Source organism: Pleomorphomonas diazotrophica, from assembly GCF_002844595.1.
In the GTDB taxonomy this organism is placed as follows: domain Bacteria; phylum Pseudomonadota; class Alphaproteobacteria; order Rhizobiales; family Pleomorphomonadaceae; genus Pleomorphomonas; species Pleomorphomonas diazotrophica.
In genome coordinates this window covers 57,774-78,495 of sequence record NZ_PJNW01000017.1, presented here as the reverse complement: position 1 = coordinate 78,495, position 20,722 = coordinate 57,774, and the positions used below count along the sequence as shown (strand labels likewise).

General features: G+C 64.0%; 14 protein-coding genes. 7 read left to right on the top strand and 7 right to left on the bottom strand.

Annotation, left to right across the window (positions count from 1 at the left end; all coding sequences use genetic code 11):
* Window positions 1-83 precede the first annotated feature (83 nt).
* From CXZ10_RS19445 to CXZ10_RS19420, 6 genes are all read right to left on the bottom strand, one after another.
* A complete protein-coding gene (locus tag CXZ10_RS19445) occupies window positions 84-1,088 on the bottom strand; it encodes a putative bifunctional lysylphosphatidylglycerol flippase/synthetase (RefSeq protein WP_143741569.1) in 1,005 nt (334 codons plus the stop codon).
* A gap of 138 nt (window positions 1,089-1,226) precedes the next feature.
* Complete coding sequence (locus tag CXZ10_RS19440; protein WP_180336085.1) at window positions 1,227-3,407, bottom strand: mechanosensitive ion channel domain-containing protein; 2,181 nt, start codon at window positions 3,405-3,407, stop codon at window positions 1,227-1,229.
* An 84-nt stretch (window positions 3,408-3,491) separates the two neighbouring features.
* Window positions 3,492-5,306: an ABC-F family ATP-binding cassette domain-containing protein gene (locus CXZ10_RS19435; protein WP_101291026.1), complete on the bottom strand. Its 1,815-nt coding sequence runs from the start codon at window positions 5,304-5,306 to the stop codon at window positions 3,492-3,494.
* Window positions 5,307-5,323: 17 nt separating this feature from the next.
* Entirely contained in the window at window positions 5,324-6,175 is an 852-nt protein-coding gene (gene pyrF / locus CXZ10_RS19430) for an orotidine-5'-phosphate decarboxylase (RefSeq protein WP_101291025.1), read from the bottom strand.
* Between the two features lie 84 nt (window positions 6,176-6,259).
* Window positions 6,260-7,663 (bottom strand): aldehyde dehydrogenase family protein, encoded by a 1,404-nt coding sequence (locus CXZ10_RS19425; RefSeq protein ID WP_101291024.1) that lies wholly within the window; start codon window positions 7,661-7,663, stop codon window positions 6,260-6,262.
* Between the two features lie 155 nt (window positions 7,664-7,818).
* Window positions 7,819-9,345, bottom strand: coding sequence for an amino acid permease (locus tag CXZ10_RS19420; protein WP_101291023.1), 1,527 nt, complete (start codon window positions 9,343-9,345; stop codon window positions 7,819-7,821).
* Between the two features lie 218 nt (window positions 9,346-9,563).
* Here CXZ10_RS19420 and cobU point away from each other — a divergent pair, with 218 nt between their 5' ends.
* Both cobU and CXZ10_RS19410 read left to right on the top strand, forming a co-directional pair.
* Window positions 9,564-10,076, top strand: coding sequence for a bifunctional adenosylcobinamide kinase/adenosylcobinamide-phosphate guanylyltransferase (gene cobU / locus CXZ10_RS19415; RefSeq protein WP_101291022.1), 513 nt, complete (start codon window positions 9,564-9,566; stop codon window positions 10,074-10,076).
* Between the two features lie 386 nt (window positions 10,077-10,462).
* On the top strand, window positions 10,463-11,287 hold the full coding sequence (locus tag CXZ10_RS19410; protein WP_101291021.1) for a sugar transferase: 825 nt from the start codon (window positions 10,463-10,465) through the stop codon (window positions 11,285-11,287).
* Between the two features lie 80 nt (window positions 11,288-11,367).
* Here the strand turns inward: CXZ10_RS19410 and CXZ10_RS19405 are convergent, their stop codons facing one another.
* Window positions 11,368-11,973 (bottom strand): transglutaminase-like cysteine peptidase, encoded by a 606-nt coding sequence (locus CXZ10_RS19405; RefSeq protein WP_101291020.1) that lies wholly within the window; start codon window positions 11,971-11,973, stop codon window positions 11,368-11,370.
* A 446-nt stretch (window positions 11,974-12,419) separates the two neighbouring features.
* Here CXZ10_RS19405 and CXZ10_RS19400 point away from each other — a divergent pair, with 446 nt between their 5' ends.
* The 5 genes from CXZ10_RS19400 to CXZ10_RS19380 all read left to right on the top strand — a co-directional run bounded on the left by CXZ10_RS19400 (window position 12,420) and on the right by CXZ10_RS19380 (window position 20,722).
* Window positions 12,420-12,851: a hypothetical protein gene (locus CXZ10_RS19400; protein ID WP_101291019.1), complete on the top strand. Its 432-nt coding sequence runs from the start codon at window positions 12,420-12,422 to the stop codon at window positions 12,849-12,851.
* Between the two features lie 286 nt (window positions 12,852-13,137).
* The gene (locus CXZ10_RS19395; RefSeq protein ID WP_101291018.1) at window positions 13,138-15,294 is read left to right on the top strand and encodes a GumC family protein; all 2,157 of its coding nucleotides are present in this window, start codon (window positions 13,138-13,140) and stop codon (window positions 15,292-15,294) included.
* Window positions 15,295-15,465: 171 nt separating this feature from the next.
* Entirely contained in the window at window positions 15,466-16,545 is a 1,080-nt protein-coding gene (locus CXZ10_RS19390) for an efflux RND transporter periplasmic adaptor subunit (protein ID WP_180336084.1), read from the top strand.
* A complete protein-coding gene (locus CXZ10_RS19385; protein ID WP_101291016.1) occupies window positions 16,542-17,654 on the top strand; it encodes an efflux RND transporter periplasmic adaptor subunit in 1,113 nt (370 codons plus the stop codon). The genes CXZ10_RS19390 and CXZ10_RS19385 overlap by 4 nt, the downstream gene beginning before the upstream one ends.
* Window positions 17,651-20,722, top strand: coding sequence for an efflux RND transporter permease subunit (locus tag CXZ10_RS19380; protein ID WP_101291015.1), 3,072 nt, complete (start codon window positions 17,651-17,653; stop codon window positions 20,720-20,722). Before CXZ10_RS19385 ends, CXZ10_RS19380 begins: the two co-directional genes overlap by 4 nt.

Here is a 20,722-nt window from a genome sequence, read left to right as displayed (position 1 = left end):
ACGGTGACTTGTGATCCGGAATGGAGCGCGGAACAAGCCTTCCAGACGACATCGCGGTTCGGTCTCATTCGGCGATGACGATTTCACACGTCCTCACGCCGCGCCCGGCGCACGGCGAGACGGTGACGTCCCTCCAGAAAGGCCAGCAGCGCCAGGGCAAAGAGCAGCGGCACCACGAAATAGATGAGGCGGAACAGGATCAGCGCGGCCGCTACGTCTGGCCGATGGGGGATGCCGAGCCCGGTGACCACCGTCGCCTCGAACACGCCGACGCCGCCGGGCGTGTTGGCCGCCATGCCGGCCAGAAAAGCGATGGAATAGGTGACGAGATAGCGGGCGGCATCTGGCACCGTATCGGGCGGCAGCAACACATAGAGCGTGCCGCAGGCGGCAAGCAGGTCGAACGCACCGGCCAGCACCATCAGGAAGGCCGGCTTGGCCTTGGGCATCCGCACCACCATGCCGCTCACGCGGATCGCCCGCCGCTTCTTGGCCAGCCAGACGATGAACCCGGTCAATGCCACCAAGATGACAAGCCCGACCAGCCGGTCGATATAGTGATGGGGAAAGACCGGAAACTGGGTCGTCGGCTCCAGCGTCAGCGCCAGCCCGAGCACGAACAGGATTCCCGACCACATGGTCAACCAGCTCATGACGATCAGCCGGGCGACCACCGAGAAGCTGACGCCGACCATCGAGTAGATTCGATAGCGGGCACCACCACCTGACAGCAAGGGGAAGCCCAGGGTGTTGGCGAACACGTTGGCGATGAGGCCGCCGAACACCGCTCGCGTCAGGCTGACCGAGCTCGTGTAATTGAGCGCGTGAAGCGCTAGGAGGTCATAGGTGGCCAGCGCACCGATGCCGCAGAAGGTGAAGACGAAGGCCAGCACGAAGCGGTGGACCGGCAGTGTCACCACGGCGGTACGGATGTCGGCAAGGGACATCTTGGTCGCCATGTCCCACAGCACCCAGACGGCACCGGCAATCAGCACCACGGCGATGACCGGGCCGACCCACCGCAACGCACGCGCAAACCGCCCCGGTGGCGTTTCCACGCTGCTGTCGTCGTCGGAGGGAGAGCTCAAGTCCTGTCATCTCCATCTGGGGAGGGCGGAGCGCTGCCCCGCCTGAGGCCCTTCATTTAGAACGCCGGCCGTCAAACGCAAATGTCTTTTTCAACAATAGGCAGAGACGCCAGCCGTTGCCGGCGCGGCACCCGGCAATCAGAAGGACGAGGTTATTCCACGTTCGTCGAACACTTTCTTGACTTGCTCGTTGTAAAGGCGTCCGATTCCCCACTGCTCGCCGGGAAGCGTCTTGATGCGCGCCTTCATCACCACGCCAGCCGCTGTGAATGATACGACGCCCCAGATGTCGAGCGGTTCCAGGATGACGGCGCCCTTCGGCCCTTCCATCAACCGATCGAAGGCTTCCCGCATGGCGGACTTCGCCTCATCGAGGTCGGTCGCATAGGCGACGTTGACCGACGCCGTTGCGAAGGCGAAGCCGCGCATGGCGTTGGAGACGCTGGTCACCGAGGAAAAGGGAATGATGTGGTAGACGCCGTCGGCATCCCGGATGCCGACCGACCGGATGGTCAGCCGGTCGACCGCACCGGTCAGACCGGCAACAGTGACCACGTCGCCCTCATTCATGGCATTCTCGAACTGGATAAAGGCACCGGTGATGATGTCCTGAACCAGTTTCTGCGAGCCGAAGCCGACGGCGAGGCCGACGACACCGGCACCGGCCACCAACGGCGCGATATCGACCCCAAGCTGGGACAGCGTCAGCATGGCGGCAATGATGACCAGAACGATCGAAAAGGCGTTGCGGAACAGCGACAGCAGCGTGCGGGTACGCGCGTTGGTGATGCGGCCAAGCGAGGGATTGAGGCGGTACTCCACCCAGCTCGAGGCGGCCAGCCAGATGCCGCCGGCCGCCAGCACGATGATCGCCGCCGACAGGATGCGGCCGACGGCCTCGGTGCCGCCATCGGACTGGAACCAGGCGATGAGATCGATGACGCCCCAGCTCTGAAGCAGAACCGCCGCGACGACCGCCACCAGCAGCATGCGCACGGCCCTGAAGAACAGCGGCACCATCATGTTGAGCCGCGCCTCGAGAAGCGGCAGGGTCTTCTTGACGTCGGCCGGCAAGCGGATGCCGCCGGAAATGGCGTGGGAAAGCAAGCTGTCGACGATGCCGCCGATGATGATGGCGAAGACCGTCTCGACAGTCGCCCAGGCCATGTAGTCAACGGCGTCGAACGGCCGGCTCACCCACAGGACGAAAGCCACGGCGAGATAGACGATGACGATGACGTGCCAGCCGTGAATGAGCAGGGCCAGTATGGTGCGCAGCACCGTACTCCTCACCGGTTCGAGCAAGGGAAAGAGGCCGTTCCGTACCTCGTCGCGCTTGAAGGTCACCAGCAGCGTGGCGCCAATGAGGGTGAGCAGCACCACAGCGAGACGGAAACCGATGCCCACCGAAAAGCCGATCGCCTTGTTGACCAGAGGGTGGGCGACCAGCACGCCGTAGCCGAGAAAGCTGATCAGCCGGCTGAGCCAGAGGTACCAGAAGCGGGCCGTGGTCGGCTCGAGATTGAAGACCCTCAAGGACGGCCGGCGATGCTGGAGAACGGCGGCAAGGCAACTTTTCAGGAACTCGATCACCACGAAGGCGTCGATGAACAGGCTTTGCATCAGGTCGATGCGGCCGCCTCCGGAAGCGGCGATGGCATAGGCCGAGGTTGCGAACCAGGCGAAGCCGATCACCGCCCAGTCGATGAGCAAGGCAAGGCCGCTCCACAGCACCCGGCGCGGCAACGGCTTGTCCTTGGCAACCCTCTCGACGGCGCCGAGCGGCCAGCGGGCAATGAAGCGGGCGATGTTCAGCGTCGCGAAGGCAAAAACGACGAGGATCAGCAGCGCCAGCCCCTGCTCTCGCACGCCCTCCCAGTTGACGGCGGCGCTCCCATCGAAGAGCCGTGCCAGATTGCCGAGGCCTCGGCCGATCTTCAGCACGACATCGACCACCTGCCGTGAAAGATCCTGGGTCACCGACCCGATCTCACGCGCCAGCGGTACCGCCGACGCGTCGGCGGGCTCCGTGCTGGCCGCATCGGCAGGCGCGGCCGGGTTCCCCGCCGCCACGGGCTGGGCCAGCCGCTCGAGCTCGCCGATCAACGCGGCGCGGGCAGCATCGTCCTTCAGGATGTCGGCGAGCGCCTTGGCCGCTTCCGGCGAGGGCGTGGAAGCCGGTGCAGTGCTTCCCGGCGTCGCCGGCTGGGCCGGAGCTGTGAGTTGCGGCAAGGAAGGGACGGCCGGCGCCGTCTGCGCCGACGCGGCGGCGGGAAGAACCAGCGCGAGGACCAGAGCAAGAAGGCGGAGAATGGGCATGGTTCGCATCATGATCGGCCGGGTTAGCTTCCTGTCTTGCCCAAAAGGTGGCGACGCGCAAGCGGCCGACACGGCAACGCCCCGTCAGCCCTCCAGTTCCTCACGCAGCATTTCGAGCCGCAGCCATTCCTCTTCCGCGGCAGCGAGCGCCGCCTCGGTGGCGGTGAGCTTTTCGGTGGTCGAAGCGAACAGCTTGGGATCGCGGGCGTAAAGACTGGCATCGTCGAGCACGGCATGGAGGCGCTTGGCCTCCTCGGACAGGCTCTCGATCCGGCCGGGCAGCGTTTCGAGGGCGTGCTTGTCCTTGAAGCTGAGCTTGGACCGGCTCTTCGGCGCCTGAGCGGCGGCAGGCGCGGCCTCCCTCTTCGGCTGGGCGGCGGATTTCTCAGCCTTGCGAGCCTCGACCCCCTTGCCGCGCTGGGCCAGCATGTCGGTATAGCCGCCGGCATACTCCAGCCAGCGTCCCTCGCCCTCGCTCATCACCACCGAAGCGACGACGCGATCGAGAAAATCACGGTCGTGGCTGATGACGATGATCGTGCCACGATAGTCGGCAAGCAGCTCTTCCAGAAGGTCGAGCGTCTCGAGGTCGAGGTCGTTGGTCGGTTCGTCGAGCACCAGCATGTTGGACGGCTTGGCAAGCGCCCGGGCCAGCATCACCCGGCCACGCTCGCCGCCCGACAGGGCGCTGAGCGGAGTCCGCGCCTGCTCGGGCGAGAACAGGAAGTCCTTCATGTAGCCGATGACGTGGCGCTTCTCCTCGCCGATCACCACCCAGTCGCCCTTGCCCTCGGTGAGCGCGTCGGCCAGCGTCGTCTCCGGATCGAGGCTGTCGCGCTTCTGCTCCAGAGTCTGCATGTCGAGCGAGAGACCGAGCTTGACGCTGCCGCTGTCCGGCGCGAGATCGCCGGTGAGCAGCCTCAACAGCGTCGTCTTGCCGGCGCCGTTGGGGCCGACGATGCCGATCCGGTCGCCGCGCGCCACCCGGATCGAGAAGTCCCTGACGATCGGCCGATCGCCGAACGACTTGGAGATGGATTTCGCCTCGACCACCAGCTTCGACGACGCCTCGGCCTCGGCAGCCGCCATCTTCACCGCGCCCTGCGGTCCGCGATGCTCGCGTTTGGCCTGTCGGAGATCTGCCAGGAGATCGACACGGCGGACGTTGCGCTTGCGCCGGGCGGTGACGCCATAGCGCATCCAGTGCTCTTCCGCCTCGATCTTGCGATCGAGCTTGACCAGCTCGCGCTCCTCCTCCTCCAGCACCTGGTCGCGCCAGGCCTCGAAATGAGAAAAGCCGCGGTCGAGCGTGCGCGTCACGCCACGATCGAGCCAGACGGTGGTGCGCGACAGGTTCTCGAGGAAGCGGCGGTCGTGCGAGATCAGCACCAGCGCCGACTTCATGCCCTTCAGCTCGCTTTCCAGCCATTCGATGGCCGGCAGGTCGAGATGGTTGGTCGGCTCGTCGAGCAGCAGGATGTCCGGCTCGGGCGCCAGCACATGCGCGAGCGCCGCCCGCCGTATCTCGCCGCCGGACAACGAGGACGTCGGTTCGTTGCCGGTCATGCCGAGCTCGTTGAGAAGGTAGAGCGCCCGGTAATGATCATCGCCGGGCGCGAGACCCGATTCGACATACTCCAGCGTCGTGGCGAAAGCGGAAAGGTCCGGCTCCTGTCTCAGGTAGCGCACCGTCTTGCCGGGCTGGAAGAAGCGCTCGCCATCGTCGGCCTCGACGAGGCCGGCCGCGATCTTGAGCAGCGTCGACTTGCCCGAGCCGTTGCGGCCCACCAGCGTGATGCGGTCGCCCTCGCCAACCGTCAGATCGGCGCCAGTGAGAAGCGGCGTCGCGCCGAAGGTAAGGCGAATGTTCTTGAGAAACAGAACAGGGGGAGAAGCCATGACCCTTATCGTCTCCGTCAGCCGCGCAGCGCGAAAGCTTCGTCGACGAGGCGCTCGACGACTTCGCGCAGGGCCGCTCTCGACGGACCGGCCGCCGCCACCTGCCGCGACACGTTGGGCAGCGCCCGTTTGGCCGCCGCCCGGCCGAAGCGCGACCGGAGATCGGCCATGGTCGCGCCCTGAGCGCCGATGCCTGGGGCAAGAATCAGCGAGGTCGGCAGCCGTTCCAGCACCTCGTCGGCGTCGTCGAGGGTCGCGCCGACGACTGCACCGCAGGGGCCGTTGCCCGTCTTGCCGAGCGCCCCCTGATTGAAGGCGGTGAGATCGTCGGCGAGCGCGTCGGCCACCGTGCGATCGTCCTCCTGCCGGGCAGTCTGCAGCAGGATACCGTCAGGGTTCGACGGGCGGACCACCACGAAAAGCCCGGCGCCATGCTCGGCAGCTCGCTTGACCACCGGTTTCAGCGACCCCGACCCCATGTAGGCGCCAAGCGTGATGGCGTCGACCGGCGTGCCCGCGTCGTCACCGATCCAGGCGCCGGCATAGGCTTCGATGGTATGGCCGATATCCATGCGCTTGATGTCGGCGATCACCAGCGCGTCGGCCGAGCGGGCATGACCGATCACCTCGGCTGCCGATTTGAGGCCCTGCCAGCCAAACCGCTCGAAGAAGGCGATCTGTGGCTTGAACACACCGACGAGATCGCCCAGTGCCTCCACCATTTCCAAGCCGAACACGCGGACGCCCTCGGCGTTGTAGGGAAGGTCCCACGCCTTCAGCACCTCCGGCGCCGGATCGATGCCGACGGTGAGCGGCGAGCGGCGGTCGGCGATCGCCTCGAAGCGGTCGGCGAAAGGAATGGCACCCATGGCAGGTCTCTCCGGTGAAGGCTTTGAAAGCTTGGCAGGCCATATAGCCGGCATTGCCGGCCGGAGAAAGCCTTTCGACGGCGCTTACACCGGCGCCCTGCGCAGGTACCAGCTTTTCGGCCGAGTCAGCCCGTGGAAGCCGAGCGGCGACAGCGCCGCACCACGCCCGGTATCCCTGACACCGGTCCAGGTGAGCGCCGGATCGAGATAGTCGCAGCGATTGACGAAGACGGTGCCGGTCTCAAGCTCGCGGCCGATCGCCTCGGCAGCGTCGAGATCCTCGGTCCATAGCGAGCAGGTGAGGCCGTATTTGGAATCGTTCATCAGGGCGACCGCCTCGGCGTCGTCCCGTACCTTCATGATGCCGACGGCCGGACCGAAGGTTTCCTCGGTCATGAACGCCATCTGGTGGTTGACCGAGGTCAGCACCTGCGGCGCGATATAGGGCGTTCCCTCCCTGTCGAACGGAAACAGCTTCGGATCGACGTGAGCGACGGCGCCACCACGAAGCGCCGCCGCGATCTGTTCGCGCACCATCGCCGCCCCGCGGGCGCGCGCCATTGGGCCGAGCGTCACCGCGGAATCCATGGGATTGCCCAGCACGTACTTCTTGGTGACATCGACGAGCCCGGCGACGAAATCGTCATAGACCAGCTCGTGAACATAGACCCGCTCGATGCCGCAGCAGCACTGCCCCGAATTGAAGAAGGCGCCGTCGGCGACATTCTCGATGGCGAAGTCCAGCTTGGAATCGGGTCGCACATAGGCGGGGTCCTTGCCGCCGAGCTCCAGATTGATGGCGATGAAGGTGCCGACCGCCGCCCGCTCCATCGCGGCGCCGCCAGCCACCGAGCCGGTGAAGGCGACCATGTCGGCCTTGCGCCCGGCGATCGCCGCCGCCGTCTGGTCGTGGGAGAGCACAATGTGCTGGAAGACGCCTTCCGGCAGGCCGGCGGCGTCGAAGGCGTCCTGGAAGCGCTCGGCCACCAGCAACGTCTGGTCGGAATGCTTCAGCACCACCGTGTTGCCGGCCATCAGCGCCGGCATCACCGAGTTGACGGTGGTGAGATAGGGATAGTTCCAGGGCGCCACCACGAAGACGACGCCGAGCGGCTCGCGGCTGATGTAGCGGTGGGCGCCGTGGTCGCCGAACTCAAGGCCGCTGTCGAGCGGCGCGAGGCTTTCGGCGGCGATCTTCGCCATGTGGCGGGTACGCTGCTCGACGCCATTGAGCTCGAAGGGCGTGTAGCGGATCGGCCGCCCCATCTGCCAGGTCAGCTCCTCGGCGATGCGTGGCCGCATGGCCAGCATGGCGTCGAGCGCCTTGAGGCAATAGTCGATGCGCGTTTCGAGCGGCAGCTTCGCCCATGACTTCTGAGCGTCGCGGGCGAGGCGGAACACGCGGTTCATCTCCGCTTCCGTGGCGATCGGGCGTTCGGCATAGATCGAGCCGTCCACGGGGGAGACGAGCGTCATGACGTCGGGCATGGTCGAGTGGCTCCCTTCGGCACTCAGGGCATTTGGCAAAAACCCTCTTCCCATCTCTGCACGCCGGTGCCCGGCAATCAAGGACGGCGTTGAATGTGACACGGGGCGCCGATGAAGGCGCCCCGCGATCTTTCTGCTCGGAGAGAAGGGCAAACTCACTCAGCCGGAGCCGGCTCCTCGGAGCCGGGACCGACGCCGCCACCGGCGTGGGCAATGGCGAACTCTTCTTCCGGCGACAGGATCAGCTTGTGGCGACCGATGATCGCGAAATAGGCGATCGCGACGGCAAACCACACGGCCACCCACAGTACGCCCTTCGAGAAGTTCGGGTCCTGCACCTGATAATACAGCGTGACCACCGCGATGACGATCGTCAGCACGGCGCCGGGAATGCCGAGCGGGCTCTTGTAGGGACGCTCGATGTCCGGCTGGTTGATGCGGAGCATGATGAAGGAGATCGCCTGCATGATGTAGGAGAACATGGCGCCGAACACCGCCATGTTGAGCAGCACCGAGCCGATCGCCGCCCCGCCCTCGGCAGCGCCGAGCGCGAACCAGATCACCATCATCACCAGGAGGCCAGCGATGGAGCCGGTGACCATGGCGACATGCGGGGTCTTGTACTTGGCGTGAGTGAGAGACAGCGCGGTCGGGAAGTAGCCTGCACGCGACAGCGAATAGACCTGACGCCCCTGCGCGTACAGGATGGTATGGAAGGAGGCGATCAGGCCGGTCAACGCCACGATGCCGAGCAGCACGACGCCGCCGTCGCCATAGACGGCGCGGAAACCGTCGAGCAGCGGTTCAAGGGACGAGCCGAGATGGAAGGCGCCGACGCCGGCAACCGCCGGGTTGAGCAGCACGATCATAAAGGCGGACAGGATCAGCGTGGATATGCCGAGAATGATGCCTTTGGGCATGTCGCGCTTGGGGTCGACCGATTCTTCGGCGGCCAGTGGCAACTGCTCGATCGCGAGGAACAGCCAGACGGCGAACGGCAGCGTGGCGAGCACACCGGAGAAGCCGAACGGGAACCACTCGCCGCCGCCTTCCGGCAGCTCGATGGCTGCGCCATCCGGGCCAACGCCGATGTTGAGCGCCCAGCGCGAGAAATCCATGTTGGGGATGGCGCTTGCCCAGAAGAAGACCAGAACGGCCAGCGACAGCACCGTGACCACCAACGTCACCTTGAACGACAGTTCGAGACCGAACACGTTGAGGCCGAGGAAGATCGCATAGAAAACGATCCAGACGATGGGCGAATAGGCAGCATCAAGGCCAAGAATGGAGTTCACGTAGGCAGTGATGAACGTGACGATCACCGCCGGCGTGATCACATACTCCACATTCTCGCAGAGACCGGTGATGAAACCGCCCCACGGGCCCATCGCCGTGCGGGCGAAGGAATAAGCCGCGCCGGTATGCGGCAGCGCCGGGCTCATCTCGGCGATCGAGAAGGTGAGACCGAGATACATAACGGCGATGATGGCACCGGCGGCCAGCATGCCGCCCCAGCCACCGGTGGCAAAGCCGAAGTTCCAGCCAGAAAAATGGCCTGAAATCACGGCACCGACGCCCAGCGCCCAGAGCGACCAGATGCCGGCATAGCGCGACAGGTGTCGCTGCTCGAAATAGCTGGCGTCAGCTTTCTTGTAGCTGACGCTTCCTTCTGAGGTGGACATTGCGTTCCCCTTTTCATCTTTATGGGCTTCAACACGCGATGCGATTCTGAGACGCCCGTTCTCCCGCCGAGGCGGAGCCCTGCGAACGGTGGGTGCTGAAGCTCAGGCTCCCTTTGCAAGGATCATGCTACTTTCGGCCAATAGCCCGTCGATCTTCGCTTGCGCAAGGACCGTTGGCGCGCTAGCCGAGGCGCCGATAGCGGCCGAAGGAGCAAGCGATGGCACCGATCATCTTCGTCCTGGGCGGAGCCCGTTCCGGCAAGAGCCGCTTTGCCGAAGAGCGGGCGCGCGGCTTTGCCGCAACGGAGCGCATCTACATCGCCACCGCGGAATGCCGCGACGAAGAAATGGAAAGCCGCATCGCGCTTCATCGTGCTAGGCGCGGCGACGATTGGCGAACCATTGAAGCGCCGCACCGGCTGGCAGAAGCGCTCTCCACTGAAGCACGCGACGACCGGGCCATCCTCGTCGACTGCCTGACCCTATGGCTGACGAATTGCCTGCTCGCCGATGCCGACCTTGATGCGGAGGGTGATCGCCTTGCCGCAGCCCTTGTTGCGGCCGACGGGCCGATCGTCCTGGTATCCAATGAAGTGGGACTGTCCATCGTCCCAGAGAACGCCCTCGCCCGCCGCTTTCGCGACGAGGCCGGCCGGCTCAACCAGAAGATCGCCGCCCTTGCCGACGAAGCCTGGTTCGTCGCCGCCGGCTTACCGCTTCGACTGAAATAGCAGGCCGAACGCGCGTCACTGCCGATCGTCATTTTTGACGCCGCTGGCGCTGACTGTGATATAAGTTTAATCAAAATTAACTAAGTGGAGGACGCAAACGGAGCGGGAGGGGCCTCCTAAGTATGTCCATTTTCGAAACATAGAACCTCTGTTTCGCATGGCATAAGGATTGCTTGCGGGAGCTTGGTTGGCCGCAAACGGGCTGACCTTTGCAATGAATGCATGGGCTTCCCGCCTTTTTCGCTAATCGCTTGGGCTTGCGGTAATAGGGGAAATCCACTAGTTTGGTAAACGTTTTGTTATATCGGAGTGATCGTTGCGGCGGATTCAAGCCGAACTGTTTCCGAGAATTTTGAAATTTTTCAATTTGTGAATTGGGGGATGTAATGCGTCTATCGGACCTTACCCATGATTTTTCAAAGGGCGGTGCCGAGAGTTCGTCTGGCTTGCGCGATTTGGCCCAAGCCGATGGCGTCCTTTCCGTCCGTTATAATTCACGCGTGGTGTCGGCTTCGGCCTTTTCGACCGGACCGGCGGTGGCGCTATCTTCCTTCAGCACGGCAGTCCTCGCTAACGAGGAGGCCGATACCAAGGTAAACTGGCGGCCCATTCACCTTGCCACGAAGCGATTGACTGACATCGTGGGGGCGGCTTTGGGTCTTCTCCTGCTGTCGCCGCTTCTGATCGTAGTTGCCGCGATCATCAAGCTCACCAGCGCCGGTCCGATATTTTTCCGCCAAGAACGGACTGGACTGGACAACAAGCCTTTTCAGATTCTGAAATTTCGATCGATGTATACCGACCGCTGCGACCTTTCCGGCGTGGCACAGACAGTGGCCGACGATCCGCGTGTGACACCGATTGGGCGCGTCATTCGCAAGACCAACATCGATGAGCTGCCGCAGCTTTTCAACGTGTTGCTGGGCGACATGTCGCTGGTTGGGCCACGGCCGCACGTGCCGGGTATGCTGGCGGCCGGCGTTCGCTACGAAGAACTCGTCAACGGTTACGAACGTCGCCATGCCATGCGGCCCGGCATCACCGGGCTCGCCCAGGCCAGCGGATTGCGTGGCCCGACCACCGAGGTAGAGCCGTCGGTGATGCGCGTGGTTCGCGATATCGAGTATATCCGCGATTTCTCGATCTGGCTGGATATCCGCATCCTCTTCCGCACTGTGATCAACGAGATCATGCGCGGCAAGGGCTTCTAGTCATGTCGTTACGGGAAGGAGCCCTGCCGCCTTACGACGACAGGGTTCCGTTCGACAAAACCACCTCTCGGCTGCACCCCTTATAGACGAACCCACATGCGCGGATTGTCCGGGGATTGCATTGATGTGAACCGGTATCCGGTAGCGCTCCAAGGCTTGACCAGCGGACTTAGATTGTCGAGGACGAAGTCACCACGATCGGTCCTCACCATCAGGACGGCGTGCAACTCCCCCCGCCGGGTCACCACGCTGGTCATCAGGAGCGCCGAACTCGGGAACCCCTTGCGAAGCAACGCCGCTCGCTTTGCCAGCGCATAGTCCTCGCAATCGCCCGATGAGCCTCCGATTTTCCAGACGTCGGCGCTCCCCGACTCGGCTTTCGGACGGATCGCTCCATTTGCCTGGCGATTGACGCGGTCGATCAATCCAAGCGTCTCGGCGGTCAGTCGTACGCTGCCGGCCGACACTCCAACATTGCGTGCCCGCTGAACCTTGCAGGCCGACGGCATGGTTGAGCACATCACATAGAAGCCGGTTGGGCCAAGCGTGTAGCCCTTAGTGTTGACCTTGCCGGCAACCGGTAGATCGAGGCTTTGCTTGGGAACATTTAGAAAACCGGCCGACGCCACCTGCGGAACGAAGCCCAGAACGGCAGACACCACGAGCGCTCGGATCAACTTGTTCATGACAGCAATCTCCGCCAAACCTTAAGTGGGGTCAGTTGACCATATTTCTTTTGAGATTCTGTTAGTTAGTAGAGTCAAAAAATACCGGCCACCAGGGAGCCAATTTGAAGCAAATACATTTCAAATTTTAAGTTGTTCTCGCAGGACATTAACTACGCAATGAAATGAGAGCGCGTAAATTGAACCGATTTTGACATCCAGCACGACCAACACCCTGGGAATCAACTCCCTCTAGGAAGTACGTGAATTTTGGCTGAATTCCGCCATTTTTTAGGATGCAGCAATCGAGAACAGTGACAAACTCAGCCAAATCCGTTAAAATACGCACGAGGCAACAAACTTCGCTTGCATCCAGACAAGTGCTTAATGTAGATTATCTCAAAATGTGGCGGCAGGTGGGGAGCTCGGTGCTCCAATTTCATGCAACACGATAGGAGACAATCGATATGACCAGACTTTTCCTCTCCGCGACCCTTGGCGCCGCCTTGGCCCTTTCCACGGTGTCCAGCGGTTTTGCGGCCACGACGGCCACCGGCCTCGCCAGCACCCTGAGCGGTCAGCCGGGCGTGACGGCCGGTCTCATGCAGGCCGTAAACAACGTTGAGGTGCAGTGCGGGCCGACCGACATTCCCGCGAGCTGCCGTCTTGCTCTTCAGGATCTGCTGAACGCAATCCCGCCGGGCCTGTCGCCGACGCTCGTCAATGAGATCAACGAGCTGGTGACTGTTCAGTCTGCCGCTCTGCCGGCGGAAGGCCAGACCGGCGCCGTTGGACCGGGTGCGATCGGTGGCGGAGCCCCTGCCGATCCGGCCGGTGGCGGCACCACCGCTGGTCCGACGCTGGACGACGCCTCTGCGAGCCCCGGCGCTGGTGGCTGATTTGGCCCTATCCCGTTAAGAAAGGCCGTGGTCTCGATTTTCGGGCCACGGCTTTTTTGTGTTGGTTGTTCTCTGTTCCAGTCTGCGAAACAAACTAGGGAACCGTTAGGCCCCTCGCGTTCGCACCGACCGGTATCGGCTCGCTTCCGACCGTGGTTAACCAAATATCTTCTTTCTCCGGCTTCGCGGAACGGTCATCGATCTCAGGCATCTTGCCCGCTTGGTTGACGTCGCGATTTCGGTCATAGTGATCGTGCCGAAATAGGTACAAGGAAGTTTTCTTCAAATGGATTCATCCGAGTTCGATGTTCGCAACGCAATTGGTCTCGTCCGCCGCCAGATTTGGCTCATTCTCTCCACGGTTCTGATCATCGTTGGCTTGGCGGCGGTCTATGTTTTCCTGCAGACCCCGACTTACACAGCCTCAACGCTCATCCTGGTTGATCCCCGGCAAAAGAATGCCCTCGACCCGGAGAGCCAGATGTCGCTTCTTCCCACCGACAACGCGCGGGTCGAAAGCGAAGTCGAGATTCTGAAGTCTCCCTCGACTCAGATCGAGGCAATTTCCCGTCTCGGCCTCGTCAAGGACCCGGAGTTCGGTGTCAAGCTCAGCACCGTCGATCGCTTGATGATCTTCTTCAAGATCAAGACGATGGAGAATCTTCTGGCCGATACCGACTCCCAACTTCGGGCGGTGCTGGCGCGCTTCTCCAACAACGTGACCATTGCACGTCGAGGGCTGACCTATGTCATCAGCGTCTCGGCCACCTCGGCCGACCCGGCCAAGGCGGCGCTGATCGCCAACACGCTGTCATCCACCTATATTGCCGCCCAGGTCGACGCCAAGATCTCCAATGCGCTCAGCGTGCGCGATGCGCTCAACCGCCGCCTCGCGCAGGCATCGGCGACCATCAACGAGAACGAAAATCGCATCGATGCCTTCGTCAACGAGAACATAGAGAAGGTCTCCAACGAGAGCACGCGCGCCGACATCACCGCCATGCGCGCTAGCCTCGACGCGCTCAAGGCGCAGAGCGTATCGGCCCAATCGCTGCAGGCGAGCGTCTCGACCCTGGCCGCAAACAAGGACTGGGATGGCATCGCCGCCCAGTTGCGGTCGGATACCATCACCCAGATCAAGGCCGAACGGGACAAGGTGCTGGCCGATATCGGCAACGCCGCGGCCGGATCGACGCGGGCGAACAATCTCCGCGAAAGTCTCGCCGAGCTCGACAAACGCCTCTCCGACCAGGTCAACGTCGAAATTGGCACACTGTCGGAGCGCGTCAAGACGGCGCAGCAGGAGCAGGATCGGCTGCGGACCTCCATCCGCGACACCGTGCTGTCCAGCAATCTTTCCAACGACGTCATGGTCAGGATCTACGAACTCCAACAGGAGTCGGCGGTCGCCAAGACGCTTTACCAGGATCTGCTGCAGCGACTGCGCGGCGTGGAAACCCAAGCCGACCTGCAGCTGGCCGACAGCCGCATCGTTTCCTCGGCACTCCCCCCCGACGCGCCGAGCGCGCCAAAGACCAAGCTGATCCTGACACTGGCGCTCGTTGCCGGCTTAGGTCTCGGACTGGGGCTTGCATTCCTCAACGAGAACTTCATTGGCGGCTTCACGTCGGATCAGCAGTTCGAGGCGGTGCTCGGCGTGCCCGTCATATCCTCCATCCCGCTGCTGTCACGCGCCGGACGTTCCGTCACCGAGCGGTCGCAAGTGGCAAGCGAACTCATCGACCACCCGCTCACTGCCTACAGCGAGTCGATCCGGCGGATCCGCCTCGGCCTCGAGAACATGCTGAGACGGAAATTGCAGGACAAGAGCCGGGAGGGTGGGCTCATCATCATGGTCGGCTCGGCCATTCCGGGCGAAGGCAAGACGACCACCGCCATCGCCATCGCCCGCGCCTTCGCCATGTCGGGAAAGCGCGTGCTGTTGGTCGACTGCGACCTCCGGCGTCCCTCGATCGCTCCGGCACTCGGGCTGACGCCCGAAAACGGCCTTGCCGACTATTTGACGCTGTCGCTCGATTCCCAGTCGATCCGCCAGTTCGTCACCAAGGACAAGGTGCCGGGCCTCGACATGATCGTCGGCAAGAACACCCATCGGACGTCGACTGACAGCCTCATCGAGACGGCGCAGTTCAATCTCCTGATGGAACTCGCGAAGGAACGCTTCGAGATCATCGTGCTCGACACACCGCCGATCCTGCCGGTGGTCGACGCGCAGTATCTCGCCACGCGCGCCGATATCATCACGCTGGTGGTCCACTGGGCCTCAACCTCCCAACGCGACGTCCGTTCGGCCATCAACGACCTCAGAACCACCGCCGGCGAGGATATCCCGATCGCCGCCGTGCTCTCCAAGGCCGAGCTCGGCGTTGGGTCCTACCGCAACAAGTACAACAGCTACTACTATTACGCGCCCGAAAGCTGACCGGAGCCCGAGGCCCGACTTTGTCGGACATGTTGTGACGACGGGCGCCCTCGGGCGCCCGTTTTCGTATTTGCCGTGCAACACGTCGAGCGTCCCGCCTCCAGGTCCTTCGTTGACCTACGGTTGCGTCGAGACTAGAGCTTGGCATCCTCACGCTTGACGGAGCCACCCGTGAAGCTCTTGCTACCATTGATCGCCGTCTGCTGCCTTGCCCTTTCGCCCGCGCTTGCCGACGCACCAACCGAAGCGGGAAGTCGCCCGGTCACCGTCAGGGTAGTCACCGCCCGGCCGGCGCCATATGCCGAGACACTTGTGTTGACCGGTGAAATACAGGCGCGCGTCTCGTCCCAGCTTTCCTTCCGTCTCTCCGGGCGGATCGCCGAACGTTTCGCCGACGTCGGCGATCACGTGACGGCGGGCAGCCTTCTCGCCCGTCTCGACCCGAGCCAGCAGGCGGCCGACGTCGCCAACGCCGAAGCCGCCCTGGCCGCCGCCGAGGCCGGCGCCCGGCAGGCCGCCTCCGCCTTCGACCGGCAGAAGGCGCTGTTGGACAAGGGCTTCACCACCCAATCTGCCTTCGATGCAGCGCTAAGGGCGGTGCGAACCACTGGGGGCACTGTGGAATCGGCCAAGGCCGCCCTCGATATCGCGCGGTCCAATCTCAGCTATACCGAACTTCGGGCAGATGCCGACGGCATCGTCACCACCCGCAAGGGTGATGTCGGCGAGATTGCCGCCGCCGCCCGACCGATCTTCATCGTTGCCGCCGACGGGCCTCGCGATGCCGTCTTCGACGTCTACGAACAACTCTTCCTGTCCATTCCCGAGCTGCCGGATGTTGCTGTCAGCCTCGTCAAGGATCCGTCAGTCACAGCTTCAGGTCGCGTGCGGGAGATCTCGCCCACCGTCGCGGCACAGACCGGCACGGTGCGCGTCAAGGTCGATATCGGCGTCCCTCCCGCCGCGATGAACCTCGGAGCACCGGTCACCGGCCATATCGAAGGGCGACAGACATCGGCGGTCGTGCTGCCGGCCAGCGCTCTGACCGATAGAAACAGTGCCCCGGCGGTTTGGGTGCTCGACACCAACGGCGCCGGCGCCGAGCTTCGCCCGATAGGCATCGCCGCCTACACGACCGATGGCATCGTGATCGACGCCGGCCTTCGCGACGGGGACCGTGTCGTCATTGATGGCGGCAAGCTGCTCCGCCCCGGCGCCGCCGTCGAGATCGTCGGAGGGGATGCACCATGATCCGACGGCTTGCCCTTACGATCCTCGTCGGCGTCGCGCTCGTCGCCTGCCGGGAGGAAACCGAGGTGTCGCCACCGGTGCGCCCCGTCCTGTCGACGCGCGTCGCCATCGATGACGCCGGTTCGCAGGGCTTCGTCGGCACGGTTGAGCCTCGCGACAAGGCCGATCTGGGCTTTCAGGTGCTCGGCCGGCTGATGACCCGCGCCGTCGGCATCGGCGACCTGGTTCACACCGGTGATGTTCTGGCGACCCTTGATGCCACCACGCTTGATCTTGCCGTCCGCTCCGCCGAGGCGACACTCGGAAACCGGCGAGCCGAACGCGAAAACGCCGCCACGACCGTCGCGCGCGTCGAGGCTCTTCGAGCGAGCGGCACCGCACCGGAAGCCAACCTCGAGGATGCCCGCACCGCCTTTGACGCGGCCGGTGCCGCCGTCCGCCAAGCGGAGGCCGATCTTGCCAAGGCGCGCGACGCGCTCGTACATACCGAGATCAAGGCCGGCTTCGACGGCGTGGTGACCGCCACCGGCGCCGAGCCCGGTCAGACGGTGGCCGCCGGCGAGAGTGTCGTCACCATCGCCAGGCCCGACCCGCGCGACGCGATCATCGACGTACCCGACTGGATGGCCGGAGCTCTTCCCCCGGGCGCACCCTTCATCGTCGCCCCTCAAATCGCTCCCAACCAATCGGTGGTCGGCCATCTTCGCGAGATCGCGCCTGAAGCCGATCCCCTCACCCGCACCCGCCGTCTCAAGATCGATCTTTCCGGACCGCCGGATCTGTTCCGTCTCGGTTCGACCGTCGAAGTGCGCGCCGACCGACAGACAAGCTCGACCATCACCCTGCCGGAGGCCGCCATCCTCAGGCGCGACGACGGGGTGTTCGTCTGGGTGATAGCCGTCGATGAGGCGAGCCGCGCCGCGCGGCGGGAAGGCAGCGTCGCCCTGAGGCCGGTGACCACCGCGCCAGCCGGCGACGGGCGCCTCCGCGTCGTTTCCGGCCTTTCCGCCGGCGAGCGGGTTGCGATTGCCGGCGTTCACAGCCTTCAGGACGGTCAGAAGGTCATCGTCCCCGACGCTTCAGGGGACGATCGGGGAGACGCATCGTGAAGAGGTTCAATCTCTCGGACTGGTCGCTCGATCACAAATCCCTCGTCTGGTACTTCATGATCGTCTTCACGCTGTTCGGGGTGTTCTCCTACATCAACCTCGGCCGGGAGGAAGACCCCTCCTTCACCATCAAGACCATGGTTATCCAGGCCTATTGGCCGGGCGCCTCGGTGACGGAAATGACCCGGCAGGTCACCGACCGCATCGAGAAGAAGCTGCAGGAACTGCCGAACCTCGACTATACGCGCAACCTGACGCGACCCGGCGTGACCACGGTCTTCGTCAATCTGCGCAACGACACCAAGGCCGCCGACGTCGACGGCACCTGGGTGCGCGTGCGCAATCTCGTCTCCGACATCCGCACCGAGATGCCGGACGGCGTGGTCGGCCCCTTCTTCAACGACGACTTCGGCGACGTCTACGGAAACATCTACGCGCTGACCGCCGATGGCTTCACGCCGCGCCAGTTGCGCGACTATGCCGAGGCCGTCCGCACCCGCGTGCTCTCCGTCGAGAATGTCGGCAAGGTGGAGATCATCGGTGCCGAGGACGAGGTGATCTATCTGGAGTTCTCGCCGCGCCAGCTCGCCGCCTATGGCGTCGACCAGAAGGCGGTGATGACCACGCTCGCCGAGCAGAATGCCGTCAACCCGTCCGGCACCATCGAGACGGGTTCCGAGCGAGTGTCGGTGCGTGTGTCAGGCGAGTTCCGGTCGGAAAAGAGCCTCGAAGCCGTCAATCTGCGCGTCAACGGCCGTTTCTTCCGCCTGTCCGACGTGGCGACGATCACCCGCGGCTACGCCGATCCGCCGACGGAGCTGTTCCGCTACAACGGCGAGCCGGCGGTCGCCATTGCCATCGGCATGCGAAGCGGCGCCAACCTCCTGGAGTTCGGCGACGCGCTTCGCGCCGAGATGGTCAAGATCGAGGCGGAGCTGCCGATCGGCATCGCCGTGCATCAGGTGGCCGACCAGCCGAAGCTGGTGGAGAAGGCTGTGTCCGGCTTCACGCAGGCGCTGTTCGAGGCGGTCGCCATCGTCCTGCTGGTCAGCTTCGTCAGCCTCGGCCTCCGGGCCGGCGTGGTGGTGGCCCTGTCCATTCCGCTGGTGCTCGCCATCACCTTCATGGTGATGGAGGCGTCGGCCATCTCGTTGCAACGCGTGTCGCTCGGCGCGCTGATCATCGCCCTCGGCCTTCTCGTCGACGACGCGATGATCGCCGTCGAGATGATGGTGGCGCGCCTCGAAAAGGGCGACTCGCTCAGGAAGGCGGCGACGGCCGTCTACACCTCCACCGCCTTTCCGATGCTGACGGGCACGCTTGTCACGGTGGCCGGCTTCATCCCCGTCGGCCTCAACTCGTCGATGGCCGGCGAGTTCACCTTCACCATGTTCGTCGTCATCGCCGTGTCGTTGCTGGTGTCCTGGATCGTCGCGGTGGTGTTCACGCCGCTGATCGGCGTCACGGTGCTGCCGGCGCAGTTGAAGCATAAGCACACCGAGAAAACCCGCTTCGCCCGCGGTTTCGAGCGACTGCTGGTGCTCGGTCTTCGCAACCGGCTTATCGTCATCGGCCTGACGCTCCTCGCCTTCGGCGCGTCGGTCTACGGCCTCGGCCACGTTCAGCAGCAGTTCTTTCCCGACAGCGACCGCTCGGAACTGATCGTCGACATCACCTTGCCGCAGAACGCCTCCATCGAGGAAACCGGCCGCGTGATCTCCCGCTTCGAGCACGACATGCTGGCCGGCAAGGACGGCGTCGATCACTGGTCGTCCTACGTCGGTCATGGCGCAGTGCGCTTCCTGCTGACCTTCGATCAGGAACCCGCCGCTCCCTATTTCGGTCAGCTCGTCGTCGTCACCCGCGACGAGGACGCACGAGACCGCCTCAGGACGGAGTTCTCAAACTATCTCCGCCGCACCTTCCCAGGCGTCGACAGCTTCGTCCATCTCCTTGAGATCGGACCACCGGTCGGCCGACCCGTCGCCTATCGCCTGTCCGGGCCTGATATCGAAGCCGTGCGGGAAGCCTCCGGCCGGCTCGCCGCCATCGTCGCGGCCAACCCCCATGTCGACAATGTCGTGGCTGACTGGGGCGAGCCGGGACGCGTCGTCAAGGTCGACGTCATGCAGGACAAGGCGCGACTGCTCGGCGTCTCCTCTCAGGACATCTCCAACGCGCTCTACAGCATCATCGGTGGCGCCACCGTCACCAAGATCCGAGACGACATCTACCAGATCGATGTCGTCGGGCGCGCCGTGCCGGAGGAACGCAACTCCATCGAAACGCTGAAGAACCTGCAGCTCGCCACCCAGACCGGATCGAGCGTACCGCTCGCCGCCGTCGCCACCTTGCATTATGAGCTGGAACAGCCGGTGGTCTGGAGCCGCAACCGCTTGCCGACCGTCACGATCAAGGCGGCGCGCGCCGACGCGACGCAGGCTGATACCATCGTTGACGCGTTGAAGCCGGACATCGATGCCTTCGCCGCCGCCTTGCCGGCCGGCTATCGGGTGGAAACCGCCGGCTCGGTCGAGGAATCGCAAGAGGCGATGGCGCCAATCGTTGCCGTCGTGCCGCTGATGGTCTTCATCATGCTGACCGTGCTGATGATCCAGCTCCAGAGCTTCAGCCGCCTCGTGCTGGTTGTGGCGGTGGCGCCGCTCGCCCTGATCGGCGTGGTGGCGGCGCTTCTGCCGACCGGCTCACCGCTCGGCTTCGTCGCCATCCTCGGCGTACTCGCGCTGATCGGCATCCTCATCCGCAACTCGGTGATCCTGGTCGACCAGATCGAACGGTTGAGGACGGAGGGCATGTCCGCCTGGAACGCGGTGATCGAAGCGACCAGCCACCGCTTCCGACCGATCGTGCTGACGGCTCTGGCGGCCAGCCTCGGCCTCATCCCGATCGCCAACGAGGTGTTCTGGCAGCCGATGGCCTTTGCCATGATGGGCGGCATCATCGTCGGCACCGCGCTGACGCTGATCTTCCTGCCGGCGCTCTACGTCACCTGGTTCCGCATCCGGGAAGAAGGGATCGAGGCTCCCACGGAAACGCCGGCGGCCTGA